A 16,151-nucleotide genomic window follows, 5' to 3' on the forward strand; every position below is an offset into this window, starting at 1 on the left:
CGTGCGACCGGTCACCCGGCTCGTCGCGGCGGCACTGCGGTTGCCCGCCGCCCGCACCGGCCGGGTGACCGTCACCCGGAACCTCCCGGTCCGGGTCCGTGACGGCACCTGCCTGCGCACCGACCACTACGCGCCGGATCTCGCCGGCGCCCCGTGCGTGCTGATCCGCACCCCGTACGGCCGGGGCGGGCCGGTCCGGTTGCTCGGTCGCCTGATCGCCGAACGGGGCTTCCACGTGGTGATCCAGTCCTGCCGCGGCACGGACGGCTCCGGTGGCGAGTTCGTCCCGCTGGTGCACGAGCGTGACGACGGCCTGGACACCCTCGACTGGTTGCGCCGCCAGCCCTGGTGGACCGGCGCGTTCGGCATGTTCGGCGCCAGCTACCAGGGGTTCGTGCAGTGGGCGGTGGCCGCCGAGGCGGGCGACGAGCTGCGCGCGATGGTCGCCGTGGTGACCGCCTCGGCCACCCGCGACTCGACGTACGCGGGTGAGTCCTTCGCGCTCGACACGGTGCTCACCTGGGCGGAGCTGCTCGAGGCGCAGACCGTGCCCTGGCTGGCCCGGCAGTGGGAGCTCAAACGCGGCCAACCCCGACTGGCCCGCGCGTTGTCCCACCTTCCGCTGGCCGAGGCGGACCGGGTCGCCACCGGCGTGACCGTGCCGTTCTTCCAGGAGTGGCTGCGTCACCACACGCCGGACGCCGACTACTGGCGCACCCGCGTCTTCGGCGACCGGATCACCGACGTGCGCGCGCCGGTGACCATGGTCAGCGGCTGGCAGGACATCTTCCTCCCGGCGCAGCTCGACGACTGGGCCCGGCTGCGGGCCGCCGGCGCCCGGCCCCGGCTCACCGTCGGTCCCTGGACCCACGGCAGCCCGGGGCTGCTCGTGGCGGCCCTGCGGGAGGGCCTGGACTGGCTCGACACGCACCTGGCCGGCCGGGTCCGGCCGGAGCGCGCACCGGTGCGGGTGCACGTGGGCGGCGACGGCGGCGGGTGGCGGGACCTGCCCGACTGGCCGCCGCCGGCCACCCCGACGCGCTGGCACCTGCGGTCGGACGGCCGGCTGGACCGCACGCCGCCGGACGCCGAGGCGCCGGACCGGATCTGGTACGACCCGGCGGATCCGACCCCGTCGCTGGGCGGACCGCTGCTGGTGGCCCAGCGGGCGGGCGCGGTGGACAACCGGCCGGTGGAGTCGCGGCCGGACGTGCTCACCTACACCACCGAGCCGTTGCCGGCCGCCGTCGAGGTGGTCGGGCCGGTGCACGCCGAGATCCACCTGCGCAGCGAACTGTCGTACCTGGACGTGTTCGTGCGACTGTGCGACGTGGACCGGCGCGGGCGGTCCTGGAACGTCTGCGACGGGCTGGCCCGGGTCGAGCCGGACCGGTTCCCCCGGGACGCCTCCGGCGCGGTCCGCGTTCCGGTCACGCTCTGGCCGACCGCGCACCGGTTCGCGTCCGGGCACCGGTTGCGCCTGCAGGTCTCCGGCGGCGCCCACCCGCGATACGCCCGCAACCCCGGCACCGGGGAGCCGCTCGGCACCGCCGTGACTCTTCGTGCTGGATGGCGCGATGTGCTGCACGATGGTGAACATCCCTCGGGGTTGGACCTGCCGTTGGCGCCGGCACCGTCCACAGCGGCCCGATAGTTCCAAATACCGCCTCTGAACTGGGCGTTTTCCCCAAACCGTGGTTAAGCTCGGAGCAGGTGCCCGGTGCCGTGCAACTCATCGGCGGGGCGCGACCGCAGATCGCAAGCCATCACGTGCTGTGATCGTCATGCCCTGCCGGCCATCGATCGGAAGGGGATCCACCATGACCTCGGCTCCGGCGAACCTGCTGGCGGTCCGCAACCTGTTGCTCACCTACCTCAACGTCGACAAGAACGCCGTACGGGATCAGGACCTGGAACCGGCCGAGGTCGGCATCGTCGGAGACGCGAACCACCGGGGCGGCTACCACTGTGGCTCCGACCGGGTGGTCGTCAACGACTACTCGGTGGTGGAGTCCATCCGGGACCGTTCCGGGCTGACCCTGTACGCGTCCGCGCTGGACGTCGGCACGTTCTCGGTCCGCTCCGGCGGCGCCACCCACACCCTGCGCACCTTCTCCACCTGGATGGCGGCGCAGTGCGCGGCGAACGCGGCCGACACCCGGGACATCCGGGAGATCATCTATTCCCCGGACGGCCGGACCGTGCGGCGTTGGGACCGGCTCGGCAAGCGCACCAGTGGCGACAGCAGCCACCTCTTCCACACCCACTTCAGCTTCTTCCGCGACTCCACCAAGGCGGGCCGGGACCAGACCCCGCTGTTCCGCCGTTATCTCACCGCGATCGGGCTGATCGCCCCTGTGAAACCGGAGGACGACATGGAACAGACCGACAAGCTCGTCGGCAACACCGGCTACCCGAACCGCACGGTCGGCGACGTGCTGGCCGACGTCGAGAACCTGCGCAACTGGCTGATCTCACCGGTCAACACGACCGGCCTGGTCACCCCACCGATGGCCAACTCGCCGTTGCAGCAGATGCTGGCGATGGCGCGGGCCTGGCCGGCGCTCGTCGCGCAGGTCAACGAGTTGTCGGGCAAGGACTTCACCGACGAGCAGCAGATCGTCAGCGGGGTCCTCGCCGGCCTCCCGCCGGAGAAGATCGCCGAGGCGATCCCGCCGCAGATCGCCCGGGACGTCGCTGACGAGTTGTCCCGGCGGCTGACCGCCTGACCGTCCGGTGCCGCGGCGTCCGCGTCGACGCGGACGCCGCGGCGTCCGAACAGATCCGCAACAGGTATTGCGCAACAACTCTTGCTAATGTCAGGGTGGGTGGCATGACAGAGCCCACCGTCCGGCAGGTCACCGACTCGCGAGTGCTCGCGGCGCTCGCCCACCCCCTGCGTCGCCGGCTGATGGACGTGCTCAAGGTGCACGGTCCGTGCACCGTCGGCCTGCTCGCCGAGCACACCGACCAGGCGCCCGCGAACGTCAGCCACCACCTCCGGGTCCTGGCCGCCGCCGACCTGTTGGTGGAGGCGCCGGAGCTGGCCCGGGACCGTCGCGAGCGGTGGTGGCGGCTGCGTGACCGGGGGGTGCGTTGGTCCACCACTGACTTCGACGGCGACCCCGCCGACCGGGCGGTGGCCGACGCGGCCGGCTCGCTGAACCTGGAGCGGCACGCGGAGCTGGTGCGGGCCTGGCACGCGGCCTCCGACGAGACCCGCGCCGCCTGGGGCGAGGGGCCGTTCAGCACCGACAAGTGGCTGCGGCTGACCCCGGACGAGCTGGCCCAGCTCAGCCAGGAGGTGATCGCGCTCTTCGCCCGGTGGGCCGACCGGCCCGTGCCCGAGGACGGGCAGCGCCGCGAGCCCGTCTTCCTGTTCTCCTACGGCGTCCCGGCCCGGCCGTGAGCGCCCCGGCCCGACCGTCCGCGCCGGCCGTCGACCGCCCGCGCGGCGGGCTGTTCCGGCACCGCGACTTCCGGCTGCTCTGGACCGGGCACACGGTCAGTGCCGTGGGCAGCAACATGACCACGGTGGCGCTGCCGTTGGTCGCCGTGGCGGTGCTCGACGCCACCACGTTCCAGGTGGCGGTGCTCACCGCCGCCGCCTGGCTGCCCTGGCTCCTCGCCGGCCTGCCGGTCGGGGCCTGGGTCGACCGGGTCCGCCGCCGCCCCGTGATGATCGGCGCCGACCTGGCCGCCGCGGCGCTGTTCCTCAGCGTCCCGGTCGCGGCGCCGCTCGGCCTGCTCACCGTCTGGCAGTTGCTGGTCGTGGCGCTCGGCGCCGGGCTGGCCCGGGTCTTCTTCGAGACCGCCGACCAGGTCTACCTGCCCACGCTGCTTCCGCCCGAGCAGGTGCCGGAGGCGAATTCGCGGCTGCACGCCACCCACACCGCGAGCTACCTGGTCGGCCCGGGACTGGCCGGCCTGATCGCCCAGCTCGCCGGCGCGGTCGTCGCGGTGGCGCTGGACGCGGTGAGCTTCCTGTTCTCCGCGCTGTGCCTGCACCGGATCCGGGCGGTCGAGCCCCGGCCGCGCCGCCCCGCCGGGGCGTCGTCGCTGCGTCAGGAGGTCGCCGCCGGGCTGCGCTTCGTCACCCGCGACCCCTACCTGCGGGTGCTGACGGTGTTCGGGGCGGCCAGCAACATCGGGCTGACCGGCTACCAGGCCGTGCTGGTGGTCTTCCTGGTCCGCTCGGCGCACCTGCCGGCCGGCCTGGTCGGCCTGCTGATCGGTGTGGCCAGCCTCGGCGGCATCGTCGGCGCGGCGTCCGCCGCCCGGCTGGCCCGCCGGCTCGGCACCGCCCGCGCGCTGCTGGTCGCCGGCGCCCTCACCGGCCCGCCCGCGCTGCTGATCCCGCTGGCCGGGCCCGGCGTGCGGGTGACCTGGCTGGTGCTCGGCGGGGTGCTGGTGAGCCTCGGCGTCGCGGTCGGCAACGTGGTCAAGGGCAGCTTCCGGCAGACCTACACGCCGCACCAACTGCTCGGCCGGGTGACCGTGAGCATGCACCTGCTGAACTACGGCACCATCCCGCTCGCCGCAGTGGTGGCCGGCGCGCTGGGCGCCGCCTGGGGGCCGGACGGCGCGATCCGGGTGATGACCGCCTGGCTGGCGCTCACCCCGCTGATCCTGCTGGTCGGCCCGCTGCGCCGGCGGCGCGACCTGCCGGCCGTGCCGGCCTGAGGAGTGCGGCGGCCGGCCGTGCCGGGCCGGGGGAATGCCCTGGTCGGCTGCCGGGCCCGAAGAATGCACTGTGGCGGCGGTCGGTGCTCCGACCGCCGCCACCGGCACGTCGCTACATCGGACGGACGTTGTCCGCCTGCGGGCCCTTCTGGCCCTGGGTCACCTCGAACTCGACCTTCTGGCCCTCGTTCAGCTCGCGGTAGCCACTGCTCTGGATGGCCGAGTAGTGGACGAACACGTCCGGGCCTCCGCCGTCCTGCTCGATGAAGCCGAAGCCCTTTTCCGAGTTGAACCACTTGACCGTGCCGGTTGCCATGCGTCTCTCCCTGTTCAATGCGGGTGAGCACCGGCCCCTCGGCCGATGATCGCCCTCTACCACCCTGACAGTAACCGGCCGAACCGGGATCCGCTGCCGGAAGTGCCGGCGTGGCACGTGAATACCTGCGAGCCGGAAATGCCCCCGGCGCCGATCGGGGCACGGCATGCTTGCCCCGATGACCACAACCACGGCACTGGCCGACCTGGAACAGGAGATCGCGGCGCCCGGCGCGGGCCCGGACCGCCTGCGGCTGGTCGGCACGCCGTTCGTGCCCGAGGTACGCCTGCACCTGGCCGAGGACGCGATCCTGTGGTGGGCGCGGATGGAGGCCGCGGCCGGGCGGTCGCTGCCGCCGCCGTACTGGGCCTCCGTGTGGGCCGGTGGGCAGGCGCTCGCCCGGCACCTGCTCGACCACCCCGACCTCGTCGCCGGCCGCCGGGTGCTCGACCTGGCCGCCGGGTCGGGACTGGTCGCCATCGCCGCCGCGCTCGCCGGCGCCGACCAGGTGATCGCCAACGACGTCGACCCCTACGCGGTGGCGGCCGTCACGGTCAACGCCCGGGCCAACCAGGTCCGGGTGACCGCCGACGGCGAGGACCTGCTCGACGGCGTCGCCGGCGTCGACCTGGTGGTGGCCGGTGACGCCCTCTACGACGCCGGGCTGGCCGCCCGGGTGCTGCCGTACCTGCGCCGGTGCGCCGAGCGCGGCGTCGAGGTGCTGGTCGGCGACCCGGACCGCGGGCACCTGCCGCCGGACGGCCTGGACCTGGTGGCCAGCTATCCGGTGCCGACCACCGAGCCCTCGGTCGACTCCCCGGTCCGTCGGGTGCAGGTGCTCCGCCCCCGCTGACCCTGAGGGGCCCCCGGGTCCGGCCTCCGGGTCGGGTGGGGGGTCACGCCCGATGTGCCGGGCGGTCGGTGGCGCATAGCGTGCTCATCATGACGGACCTGCTCGCCCAGCTCGGGGAGTTGCCCACCACGCTGCTGATGGGGCTCCTCGGCGTGGTGATGCTCGCCGACGCCGTACCCCTGCTCGGGGTGCTGGTGCCCGGGGACGCCGCGGTCCTCGCGGCGGTCGGCGCGGGCCGACCGGCGGGCGGGGCGGTGACCGTCGCGGCCGTGGTGGCGGGCTGCGTGGCCGGCTGGTCGTTGAGCTTCCTCGCCGGGCGGCGCTGGGGCGTGCGGTTGCGGCACGGCCGGCTGGGGCGCTGGATCGGCGAGTCCCGGTGGGCCGCCGCCGAGGCGCTGCTGCACCGCGGCGGCGGACGGATCGTGCTGGTGGCGCCGTTCCTGCCGGTGTTCAACGCGCTGTTGCCGCTGGCCGCCGGCGGGCTCCGGATGCCGTACCGGAGGTTCGTGACCTGCGCGGCGCTCGGCGCCACGCTCTGGGCCGGGCTCTACGTGGCACTCGGGCTGGCCGCGCGGACGCTGACCGTGCTGCTGCCCGGCGCGCCCGACCCGACGGTGCTCACCATGGCCGTCGGGCTGCTGCTGGCCGGGCCGGTGCTGCTCGGCGCCCGGCGCCGGCTGCGCGCGGTGACCGGCGCACCGGGCCGGGTCCGGCCGCCACGGGGGAGGCCGGACCCGGCGCGTTCACCAGCCGCGGGCCCGCCACTGCGGCAACGCCGCCCGCTCCGCGCCGATCGTGCTGTCCTTGCCGTGTCCCGGATAGAACCAGGTCTCGTCCGGCAGCCGGTCGAAGAGCTTGGCCTCGACGTCGTCGACGAGCTGGCCGAACCGCTCCGGGTCCTGGTCGGTGTTGCCGACCCCACCCGGGAACAGCGAGTCGCCGGTGAACAGGTGCGGGGTGCCGGCCGGGTCGCGGTAGAGCAGCGCGATCGACCCCGGCGTGTGCCCGCGCAGGTGGATGACCTCCAGCGCGCAGTCGCCGACGTCGACGGTGTCGCCCTCGCGCAGCGGCTCGGCGTCGATCGGCAGGCCCTCGGCGTCGTCGGCGTGCACCAGCGCGCGGGCGCCGGTCTTGGCGACCACCTCCTCCAGCGCCACCCAGTGGTCCATGTGCCGGTGGGTGGTCACCACCGCGGCCAGGCCGCCGTCGCCCACCAGCTCCAGCAGGCGGGGCGCCTCGTTCGCGGCGTCGATCAGCACCTGGTCGCCGGTGGCGTGGCAGCGCAGCAGATAGGCATTGTTGTCCATCGGGCCCACCGACAGCTTGCTGACGGTGAGCCGGTCGAGCTCGCGCACGGCCGGCGGGCCGCCGGGCGTGACGTCTCCGGTGTAGGTCATGACGGCGTTCAGATCCATTCCGGTGGGTTCGGCAGGGGACCGTCGGGGACGACGGTGAGCAGCTCGCCCGCGCCCCGGCCGGTCAGCCAGGCGGCGAGTTCCGGCGCGGGGCCGGTGACCGTGGGCGCCCCCTCGGGGTCACCCACGACGAGTTCGTGTGCGGCGCCGTCGACGCGCAGCACCATGGCCGGCGCGTCCGGGTTGCCGGCCAGCCCGGTCGTCACCTCGTGCAGCAGGCGCTGGGCGAAGGCCTCCGGCCAGTCCGCCGGGCGGTAGCCGGTCGCCAGGTCGACGTGGTGCACCTCGACCTCGCGCAGCCGGCCCCAGACCAGCAGCGCCGCCGGCCACGGACCGCGCCGGGCCTGCACCATGGCGCCCCACGCCTCGGCCGGCATCTGCGCCACCGCCGCGTCGAAGCGCTGGCCGCTGCGGCGCAGGTCGTCCAGCAGATCGGCCGGGCCCCGGCCGGCCCCCGCCTCGATGTCGGCGTTACGCGCCTCGACGGAGGCGTACATCGGGATCGGTTCGCCGGTGCGCGCGGCCGTGAGCAGGTTGACGAACCCGTCGGCGTTGCGGGCCAGGTGGGTGAGCACGTGCGCGCGGGTCCAGCCCGGCAGGAGCGAGGGCGCCGCGACGTCCGCGGCGGTCAGGCCGGCGACGGTACGCAGCAGCCGGTCGTTCGCCTCGGCCAGGTCACCGGTCAACAGCAGGGGGTCACTGGTCATCTCGTTCTCACGGGTTCGACAGTAGCGGGCGGGAACCGGCCGCGCCGCCGGGGAAATCGCTTTCGGCGCGTCGGCGCGGCCCCTACCGTCGGGGCGAACGACAGCGGCTCGCGGCGGGAACGCGCCGGGTCGACGTCGTGCCGGACGCGGGCGCCGGGAGTCGGAGCGGAGGTGGTGAGCATGCCGGTCGAAGCACGCGTGTTCCGCCGTGAACCCCCTCGACACCGATGAGGACACCATGAACCTGGACCTGACCGCCCTCGGCTGGGACGCCGACTGGGCGACCCACCTCGATCGACGCGCCGACCACCGACCCGGGCGGGTGGCCCGGGTGGACCGGGGCGTGTGCACCGTGCTCCGCCCGGAGGGGCCGGTGCGGGCGAGCCTCGGCGGCGGCGTCCTCGCCGCCGCGGCCCGCGACCTGACCGCGTTGCCCTGCGCGGGCGACTGGGTGCTGCTCGCCACCTGGCCGGACGGCGCGGTCACGGTGGAGGCGGTGCTGCCGCGACGGACCGCGCTGGTGCGGCGCACCGCCGGCAAGGACGCCAGCGGGCAGGTGCTGGCCGCCAACCTCGACGCCGCCGCGGTGGTCGAGCCGGTGCACCCGACGCCGGACGCCGCGCGGATCGAGCGGCTGCTCTCGCTCGCGCACGAGTCCGGCGCCGAGCCGCTGGTGGTGCTCACCAAGGCGGACCTGGCCGCCGACCCGGCCGCGGTGGCCCGGCAACTGGCCGACCTGGCGCCCGGGGTGCCGGTGCTGGCGGTCAGCGCCGAGCGGGGCACCGGCCTGGCGCCGCTGCGCCGGCACGTCGCCCCGGGACGCACCCTGGGCCTGCTCGGCCCCTCCGGGGCCGGCAAGTCGAGCCTGGTCAACGCGCTGGCCGGGGCGGACGTGATGCGGACCCAGGCGATCCGCCGGGTGGACGGCAAGGGCCGGCACACCACCACCTGGCGGTCGCTGGTGCCGCTGCCGGGTGGGGGAGCGGTGCTGGACACCCCCGGGGTACGCGCGGTCGGCCTGCTGGACGGCGTGGCCGGCCTGGACCGGGCCTTCGCCGACATCGCCGAGCTGGCCACCGGCTGCCGGTACGCCGACTGCGCGCACGACGCCGAGCCGGCCTGCGCGGTGCGGGACGCGCTGGACAGCGGCGAGCTGCCGGCGCGCCGCTGGGAGAGCTGGCGCCGGTTGCAGCGGGAGGTCGCGTACGAGGGCGGGCGTCGCGCGGCCCGGCTGGCCGCCGAGCGGCGGGGCGGGTGGCGTGGCGGGCGGCGGCGCACCGGGCGTCCGGCGACCCCGCCCGCGCCCGGCGCATTCTGAGTCGGCCCGGACCGGCCGGGCGGGGTTGGCCGCATCCCGCCCGACCGGTCTGAGCTGGGGGAATGTGCGCCCGACGGAAGTTGTCACACCTCGGGGCTAGAGTTGCCGGGGCGCCTTCCCTGCGCCTCGACAACCTGTGAGAACCGCCCAGACCTGACGTCTGGCGGACAGATCCGCCGCACATTCTTCTTCCGGGAGCACACGCACCGTGGCCGACCGTCTGATCATCCGTGGCGCGCGCGAGCACAACCTGCGTGACGTCAGTCTCGACCTGCCCCGGGACGCCCTGATCGTCTTCACCGGGCTGTCCGGTTCGGGCAAGTCGAGCCTGGCGTTCGACACCATCTTCGCCGAGGGGCAGCGCCGCTACGTCGAGTCGCTGTCGTCCTACGCCCGGCAGTTCCTCGGTCAGATGGACAAGCCCGACGTCGACTTCATCGAGGGCCTCAGCCCCGCCGTCTCCATCGACCAGAAGTCGACCTCACGCAACCCGCGCTCCACCGTCGGCACCATCACCGAGGTCTACGACTACCTCCGCCTGCTCTTCGCCCGCATCGGCGAGCCGCACTGCCCGATCTGCGGTGAGCGGATCTCCAAGCAGAGCCCGCAGCAGATCGTCGACCGGGTGCTCGCCATGGCCGAGGGCACCCGGTTCATGGTGCTCGCGCCGGTGGTGCGCGGCCGCAAGGGCGAATACGTCGACCTCTTCGCCGAGCTGCAGGCCAAGGGCTACGCCCGGGCCCGGGTCGACGGCGTGGTGCACCCGCTGACCGAGCCGCCGAAGCTCAAGAAGCAGGAGAAGCACACGATCGAGGTGGTCATCGACCGGCTCAGCGTCAAGCCGAGCGCCAAGCAGCGGCTGACCGACTCGGTCGAGGCCGCGCTCGGCCTCTCCGGCGGCCTGGTGCTGCTCGACTTCGTCGACCTGCCGGAGGACGACCCGGCCCGCGAGCGCCGCTACTCCGAGCACCTGGCCTGCCCGAACGACCACCCCCTGGCGATCGAGGACCTGGAGCCCCGGGTCTTCTCCTTCAACGCGCCCTACGGCGCGTGCCCGGAGTGCACCGGCCTGGGCACCAAGAAGGAGGTCGACCCCGAGCTGGTCATCCCGGACCCGGAGCGCTCGCTGCGCGAGGGCGCGATCCAGCCCTGGGCCACCGGGCACAACCTGGAATACTTCCTGCGCCTGCTGGAGGCGCTCGGCGAGGCCGAGCACTTCGACATCGACACGCCGTGGCGGGCGCTGCCGTCGCGGGCGCAGAAGACGATCCTGCACGGCTCCGACGACCAGGTGCACGTCCGCTACCGCAACAAGTACGGCCGCGAGCGCTCCTACTACACCGGCTTCGAGGGCGTGGTGCAGTGGATCGAGCGCCGGCACACCGACACCGAGTCGGAGTGGTCCCGCGACAAGTACGAGGGCTACATGCGGGACGTGCCCTGCGCCGCGTGCGGCGGCGCCCGGCTCAAGCCGGAGGTGCTCGCGGTCACCCTGGCCGGCAAGAGCATCGCCGAGGTCTGCAACCTCTCCGTCGGCGAGGCGGCCGACCTGCTGGCCGGCATCGAGCTGACCGACCGGCAGAAGATGATCGCCGAGCGGGTCCTCAAGGAGATCAACGCCCGGCTGAAGTTCCTGCTCGACGTGGGCCTCGACTACCTCTCCCTGGACCGCCCCGCGGGCACTCTCTCCGGCGGTGAGGCGCAGCGCATCCGGCTCGCCACCCAGATCGGCTCCGGCCTGGTCGGTGTGCTCTACGTGCTCGACGAGCCGTCGATCGGCCTGCACCAGCGGGACAACCACCGGCTCATCGAGACGCTGCTGCGGCTGCGCGGGCTGGGCAACACGCTGATCGTGGTCGAGCACGACGAGGACACCATCCGGGTTGCCGACTGGATCGTCGACATCGGTCCGGGCGCCGGCGAGCACGGCGGCAAGATCGTGCACAGCGGTTCGGTGCCGGCGCTGCTCGACAACGCCGAGTCGGTCACCGGGGCGTACCTGTCCGGGCGCAAGGTCATCCCGACGCCGGCCACCCGCCGGGCGCAGACGCCCGGCCGGGAGCTGGTGGTGCACGGCGCGCGCGAGCACAACCTGCGCAACCTCACCGTGAGCTTCCCGCTCGGCCAGCTCATCGCGGTCACCGGGGTCAGCGGCTCGGGCAAGTCGACGCTGGTCAACGACATCCTCTACACGGTGCTGGCCAACCAGATCAACGGCGCCCGGCTGGTGCCCGGCCGGCACACCCGGATCACCGGCCTGGAGCACGTGGACAAGGTCGTCGGCGTCGACCAGTCGCCGATCGGGCGCACCCCGCGTTCCAACCCGGCCACCTACACCGGGGTCTGGGACCACGTCCGCAAGCTCTTCGCCGAGACCACCGAGGCCAAGGTCCGGGGATACGGCCCGGGCCGGTTCTCGTTCAACGTCAAGGGCGGGCGCTGTGAGGCGTGCTCCGGCGACGGCACGATCAAGATCGAGATGAACTTCCTGCCCGACGTCTACGTCCCCTGCGAGGTGTGCAAGGGCGCGCGCTACAACCGGGAGACGCTGGAGGTGCACTACAAGGGCCGGACGGTCGCCGAGGTCCTGGACATGCCGATCGAGGAGGCGGCCGAGTTCTTCTCCGCCATCCCGGCCATCCACCGGCACCTGAAGACCCTGGTCGACGTCGGCCTCGGCTACGTCCGCCTCGGCCAGCCCGCGCCGACGCTGTCGGGCGGTGAGGCGCAGCGCGTCAAGCTCGCCTCCGAGCTGCAGAAGCGCTCCACCGGCCGCACCGTCTACGTGCTCGACGAGCCCACCACCGGCCTGCACTTCGAGGACATCCGCAAGCTGCTGATGGTGTTGGAGGGCCTGGTCGACAAGGGCAACACGGTCATCACCATCGAGCACAACCTCGACGTGATCAAGACGGCCGACTGGCTCATCGACATGGGCCCCGAGGGCGGTCACCGGGGTGGCACGGTGCTCGCCACCGGCACCCCGGAGGAGGTCGCCGAGGTTGCGGAGAGCCACACCGGCGAGTTCCTGCGGCCGATCCTCAAGCTCGACGGCGCGGCCAAGGGCGCCAAGGCCGCCACCACCCGGGCGGCCAAGGCCAACGGCGGGGCCAAGACCCGCGCCCGCAAGGTGCCGGCCGGGGCGCGCTGACCCACGGGCACGAGGGACGGGGCCGGCGGTCCGGCCCCGTCCGTCATCCGCACAGACGCCCGTTTCGTGACGCGACAGTATGAACCGTGCCGGATCCTGGTGCGTGTTGCACACTGTGGCCCCGGAGCATGACCGGTGGCGACAGCCGAGAGAAAGGCCGGAGATGAGTGACGACCAGGTGCGGACCGGACCGGTCACCCAGACCCGTCGGACCCTGCTCGCCGGTGCCGGAGCCGTCGGCGCGGCCGTGGTGCTCGCGGGATGCGGCGACGACGACGCGACCCCGGGGCTGGCCCCGACCAGCGGAGGCCCACCCGGCGCCACCGCGACCGGCGACGCGGGCGGTGGCGACCGGGACAGCAGCGCGCCGTTGGCCCGCACCACCGACATCCCGGTCGGCGGCGGCGCGATCTACGCCAGCAAGGGCGTGGTGATCACCCAGCCCGAGGCCGGCCAGTTCAAGGCGTTCGACCCGATCTGCACGCACCAGGGGTGCCCGGTGTCGAACGTCGACGGTGGCACCATCAACTGCACCTGCCACAACAGCCGGTTCTCGATCAGCGACGGCTCGGTCAAGCAGGGCCCCGCCACCAAGCCCCTGGCCGCAAAGGAGATCAAGGTCGAGGGCGACCAGATCACGCTGGCCTGACCGGCATCCCGCCCTCCCGCCCGCCGCTCGCGGGCGGGGGCGCGGCGGCGGCCGGGTGTCGGGGGTGCGGACTAGGCTTGGTCCGTGGCTGACCCCTCGACCTACCGTCCCGCGACCGGCACCATCCCGGAGTTGCCAGGGGTCTACCGCTTCCGGGACGGCACCGGCCGGGTGATCTACGTCGGCAAGGCGCGCAACCTGCGCAGCCGGCTCAACTCCTACTTCGCCGACCCGGTCAACCTGCACCAGCGCACCCGGCAGATGGTCTTCACCGCCGAGTCGGTGGACTGGATCACCGTCGCCACCGAGGTGGAGGCGCTCCAGCAGGAATACACCTGGATCAAGCAGTACGACCCCCGGTTCAACGTCCGCTACCGCGACGACAAGTCCTACCCCTACCTGGCGGTCACCCTCGACGAGGAATATCCCCGCCTGCAGGTGATGCGTGGCGCCAAGCGCAAGGGCGTGCGCTACTTCGGGCCCTACTCGCACGCCTGGGCCATCCGCGAGACGCTCGATCTGCTGCTGCGCGTCTTCCCGGCGCGGACCTGCTCCTCGGGCGTCTTCAAGCGGGCCGGCCAGGTCGGTCGACCGTGCCTGCTGGGCTACATCGGCAAGTGCTCGGCGCCGTGCGTCGGCAGCGTCAGCGCCGAGCGGCACCGTGAGATCGTCGACGGCTTCTGCGACTTCATGGCCGGCCGCACCGACACCATGGTCCGCCGGCTGGAGCGAGACATGCTCGACGCCAGCGAGCAACTGGAGTTCGAGCGGGCGGCCCGGTTGCGCGACGACGTCGCCGCGTTGCGCCGGGCCATGGAGAAGCAGACCGTGGTGCTCGGTGACGGCACCGACGCGGACGTGGTCGCCTTCGCCGACGACCCGCTGGAGGCGGCGGTGCAGGTGTTCCACGTCCGCGGCGGTCGGGTGCGGGGCCAGCGCGGCTGGGTGGTGGAGAAGACCGAGGAGCTGACCACCGGTGACCTCGTGCACCACTTCTGCACCCAGGTCTACGGCGGTGAGCAGGGCGAGGCCGACGTCCCGCGCGAGCTGCTCGTCCCCGAGCTGCCGGGGGACGCGGAGGCGCTGGCCGACTGGCTCTCCGCCCGGCGGGGCAGCCGGGTGTCGCTGCGGGTGCCGCAGCGGGGCGACAAGCGATCGCTGCTGGAGACGGTCGAGCGCAACGCCAAGGACGCGCTCGCCCGGCACAAGCTCAAGCGGGCCGGTGACCTGACCACCCGCAGCCAGGCGCTCGACGAGATCGCCGACGCGCTCGCCATGCGCACCTCGCCGCTGCGGATCGAGTGCTTCGACGTCTCCCAGATCCAGGGCACCGACGTGGTCGCCAGCATGGTCGTGTTCGAGGACGGGCTGCCCCGCAAGAGCGAATACCGCCGGTTCATCGTGCGCGGCGCCACCGACGACCTCTCCGCCATGTCCGAGGTGCTGCGTCGACGGTTCGCCCGCTACCTGGACGCCCGGGCCGAGACCGGGGAGCTGGGCGAGGAGACCGCCGCCGACCCTGACCGGCCCGGCATCGACCCGACCACCGGGCGGCCGCGCAGGTTCGCGTACCCGCCGCAGCTCGTGGTGGTCGACGGCGGTCCGCCCCAGGTGGCCGCCGCCGCGCAGGCGCTCGCCGAGTTGGGCATCGACGACGTGGCACTGTGCGGGCTGGCCAAGCGGCTGGAGGAGGTCTGGCTCCCCGACGACGAGTTCCCGGTCATCCTGCCCCGCACGTCCGAGGCGCTGTACCTGCTGCAACGGGTACGCGACGAGGCGCACCGCTTCGCCATCACGTTCCACCGCCAGCGACGCTCCAAGCGGATGACCGAGTCGGCGCTGGACAGCGTCCCCGGCCTCGGCGAGGTCCGGCGCAAGGCGCTCCTGCGGCACTTCGGCTCGTTGAAGCGGCTGTCCGCGGCCACGGTCGAGGAGATCACCGAGGTGCCGGGGGTCGGCCGGCGTACGGCCGAGGCGATCCTGGCCGCGCTCGACGGCTCCGACGCCGCCACCCCGGCCGGGTGACGTAGACGGGAGCACCACCGGCCGCACGAGGACACCGGCGCGGCGCGTTCCGCGCTGCCTGGCGACGCGGTACGGCGGATGGCGCGCGGGCGGACGCCGGTGGCGGCATGGTCGTGGTGGGCGTGGTTGTCGTGGCGCGCGGCGTTGGGGTCGGTTGGTCGGCTCTCCCCTTGGCTGCCGGGCGTGTCGGCCTGACCAGGAGGCATGCGCTGACACGGATACCTCAGAGAGGCATATCTCTGACGCTCAGTCATATCGGCGAAGAGGAGACATGCCCCTGGGTGGGACACGCGGTGTGAGGTGGCCTGCTGTCGGTGGCGTCGCGCGGCGCGATCCGCTCTCCCGCCAGCCGGCCGTCGAATGGCTGCGACCCGGGGTGTGATCGAGCCGGTGGCTCGGTCGCCGCCCGCGCACCGAGGACGGATCGGGCACAGCCCGGCGCCCGCAGCACTCGCCCTCCGCAACGCCTTTCGACCTGATATCAGAAACGACTCGGGGGGCCGGTGCCCGCCCGCGGCCGAGAGCGTGAGTTGCTTCGGGGCGTCGGTGCCCGCGATGGGAGCGTGAGTTGCTTCGGGGCGTTGGTGCCTTCCCGCGAGGAGAGCGTGAGTCGTTGACGGCATCAGCTCGAGAGGCACCGTGACAGGGCGCTGCCCGTCCGTGCCGGGTGGTCACCAGACGCCCCCGCCGGTGGTGCCCGCCGGCCCTCAACTGCGTCGGGTGGGGTGAGCTGACGCCTCGCCTCAGGATCAACGCTCCACCCTCCGGCACACCCGAGATCTCGTAGGAAACGGCCCCGATCGGGGGCCGCTCCCTACCGATCTCGGGACCGCCGACCAGAAGCGGGCGTCGGGCGCGGAGGTCGTCGACGGCGATGTGCCCGTGATGTCCGGTTCGGCGAGCCGCCGCGTGCGGGGCTGCGTGCCAGGAGCCGTTTGTCCGGTTCGGCCGTGGTCGGCGCCACCGTGAGCGTGGAATCGGTGCCGGGGGTCAGGCGTTGTACCGGGTAGACCGCGCGCCCCCCGACCGTCGCG

12 protein-coding genes and 1 pseudogene are annotated in these 16,151 nt (G+C 73.5%); 10 read left to right on the top strand and 3 right to left on the bottom strand.

The annotated features are described in order from the left end of the window. Window position 1: 1 nt before the first annotated feature. The 4 genes from CO540_RS28970 to CO540_RS28985 all read left to right on the top strand — a co-directional run bounded on the left by CO540_RS28970 (window position 2) and on the right by CO540_RS28985 (window position 4,683). Window positions 2-1,654, top strand: a complete 1,653-nt coding sequence (locus CO540_RS28970; protein ID WP_099164374.1) for a CocE/NonD family hydrolase — start codon at window positions 2-4, stop codon at window positions 1,652-1,654. Between the two features lie 166 nt (window positions 1,655-1,820). Beyond that, on the top strand, window positions 1,821-2,729 hold the full coding sequence (locus CO540_RS28975; RefSeq protein WP_099164375.1) for a hypothetical protein: 909 nt from the start codon (window positions 1,821-1,823) through the stop codon (window positions 2,727-2,729). Window positions 2,730-2,833: 104 nt separating this feature from the next. Further along, complete coding sequence (locus CO540_RS28980; protein ID WP_091573389.1) at window positions 2,834-3,409, top strand: helix-turn-helix transcriptional regulator; 576 nt, start codon at window positions 2,834-2,836, stop codon at window positions 3,407-3,409. Then, entirely contained in the window at window positions 3,406-4,683 is a 1,278-nt protein-coding gene (locus tag CO540_RS28985; protein WP_099164376.1) for an MFS transporter, read from the top strand. The genes CO540_RS28980 and CO540_RS28985 overlap by 4 nt, the downstream gene beginning before the upstream one ends. A 112-nt stretch (window positions 4,684-4,795) precedes the next feature. Here the strand turns inward: CO540_RS28985 and CO540_RS28990 are convergent, their stop codons facing one another. Next, a complete protein-coding gene (locus CO540_RS28990) occupies window positions 4,796-4,999 on the bottom strand; it encodes a cold-shock protein (RefSeq protein ID WP_013287480.1) in 204 nt (67 codons plus the stop codon). Window positions 5,000-5,177: 178 nt separating this feature from the next. Between CO540_RS28990 and CO540_RS28995 the strand changes: the two genes are divergently transcribed. Both CO540_RS28995 and CO540_RS29000 read left to right on the top strand, forming a co-directional pair. After that, window positions 5,178-5,852, top strand: coding sequence for a methyltransferase (locus tag CO540_RS28995; protein WP_099164377.1), 675 nt, complete (start codon window positions 5,178-5,180; stop codon window positions 5,850-5,852). Between the two features lie 89 nt (window positions 5,853-5,941). After that, window positions 5,942-6,613: pseudogene (locus CO540_RS29000) on the top strand (DedA family protein); the annotation flags it as partial. Here CO540_RS29000 and CO540_RS29005 read toward each other — a convergent pair. Both CO540_RS29005 and CO540_RS29010 read right to left on the bottom strand, forming a co-directional pair. Further along, the gene (locus CO540_RS29005; RefSeq protein ID WP_099165009.1) at window positions 6,596-7,249 is read right to left on the bottom strand and encodes an MBL fold metallo-hydrolase; all 654 of its coding nucleotides are present in this window, start codon (window positions 7,247-7,249) and stop codon (window positions 6,596-6,598) included. The pseudogene CO540_RS29000 and the gene CO540_RS29005 sit on opposite strands and share 18 nt — an antisense overlap. A gap of 8 nt (window positions 7,250-7,257) precedes the next feature. Continuing rightward, window positions 7,258-7,974 carry a maleylpyruvate isomerase family mycothiol-dependent enzyme gene (locus tag CO540_RS29010; RefSeq protein WP_099164378.1) on the bottom strand — a complete coding sequence of 239 codons (717 nt, stop codon included), beginning with the start codon at window positions 7,972-7,974 and terminating at the stop codon, window positions 7,258-7,260. Between the two features lie 238 nt (window positions 7,975-8,212). On the opposite strand from CO540_RS29010, the gene rsgA reads away from it, so the two are divergent. From rsgA to uvrC, 4 genes are all read left to right on the top strand, one after another. Then, window positions 8,213-9,292, top strand: a complete 1,080-nt coding sequence (gene rsgA / locus CO540_RS29015) for a ribosome small subunit-dependent GTPase A (RefSeq protein ID WP_099165010.1) — start codon at window positions 8,213-8,215, stop codon at window positions 9,290-9,292. Window positions 9,293-9,500: 208 nt separating this feature from the next. Beyond that, a complete protein-coding gene (gene uvrA / locus CO540_RS29020; protein WP_099164379.1) occupies window positions 9,501-12,443 on the top strand; it encodes an excinuclease ABC subunit UvrA in 2,943 nt (980 codons plus the stop codon). 163 nt (window positions 12,444-12,606) lie between these two features. Further along, window positions 12,607-13,092, top strand: a complete 486-nt coding sequence (locus CO540_RS29025) for a Rieske (2Fe-2S) protein (protein WP_099164380.1) — start codon at window positions 12,607-12,609, stop codon at window positions 13,090-13,092. 84 nt (window positions 13,093-13,176) lie between these two features. After that, the gene (uvrC, locus tag CO540_RS29030) at window positions 13,177-15,117 is read left to right on the top strand and encodes an excinuclease ABC subunit UvrC (protein WP_099164381.1); all 1,941 of its coding nucleotides are present in this window, start codon (window positions 13,177-13,179) and stop codon (window positions 15,115-15,117) included. Window positions 15,118-16,151: the final 1,034 nt, after the last annotated feature.

Origin of the sequence: Micromonospora sp. WMMA2032 (genome assembly GCF_002688545.1) — a bacterium.
GTDB classification, from domain to species: Bacteria; Actinomycetota; Actinomycetes; order Mycobacteriales; family Micromonosporaceae; genus Micromonospora; species Micromonospora sediminicola.

Bases quoted from the DNA above. Each gene is read 5' to 3' on its own strand.
- CO540_RS28975 (WP_099164375.1), top strand. From the start codon at position 1,821: ATGACCTCGGCTCCGGCGAACCTGCTGGCGGTCCGCAACCTGTTGCTC.
- CO540_RS28980 (WP_091573389.1), top strand. From the start codon at position 2,834: ATGACAGAGCCCACCGTCCGGCAGGTCACCGACTCGCGAGTGCTCGCG.
- CO540_RS28990 (WP_013287480.1), bottom strand. From the start codon at position 4,999: ATGGCAACCGGCACGGTCAAGTGGTTCAACTCGGAAAAGGGCTTCGGC.
- CO540_RS28995 (WP_099164377.1), top strand. From the start codon at position 5,178: ATGACCACAACCACGGCACTGGCCGACCTGGAACAGGAGATCGCGGCG.
- CO540_RS29005 (WP_099165009.1), bottom strand. From the start codon at position 7,249: ATGACCTACACCGGAGACGTCACGCCCGGCGGCCCGCCGGCCGTGCGC.
- CO540_RS29010 (WP_099164378.1), bottom strand. From the start codon at position 7,974: ATGACCAGTGACCCCCTGCTGTTGACCGGTGACCTGGCCGAGGCGAAC.
- rsgA (WP_099165010.1), top strand. From the start codon at position 8,213: ATGAACCTGGACCTGACCGCCCTCGGCTGGGACGCCGACTGGGCGACC.
- CO540_RS29025 (WP_099164380.1), top strand. From the start codon at position 12,607: ATGAGTGACGACCAGGTGCGGACCGGACCGGTCACCCAGACCCGTCGG.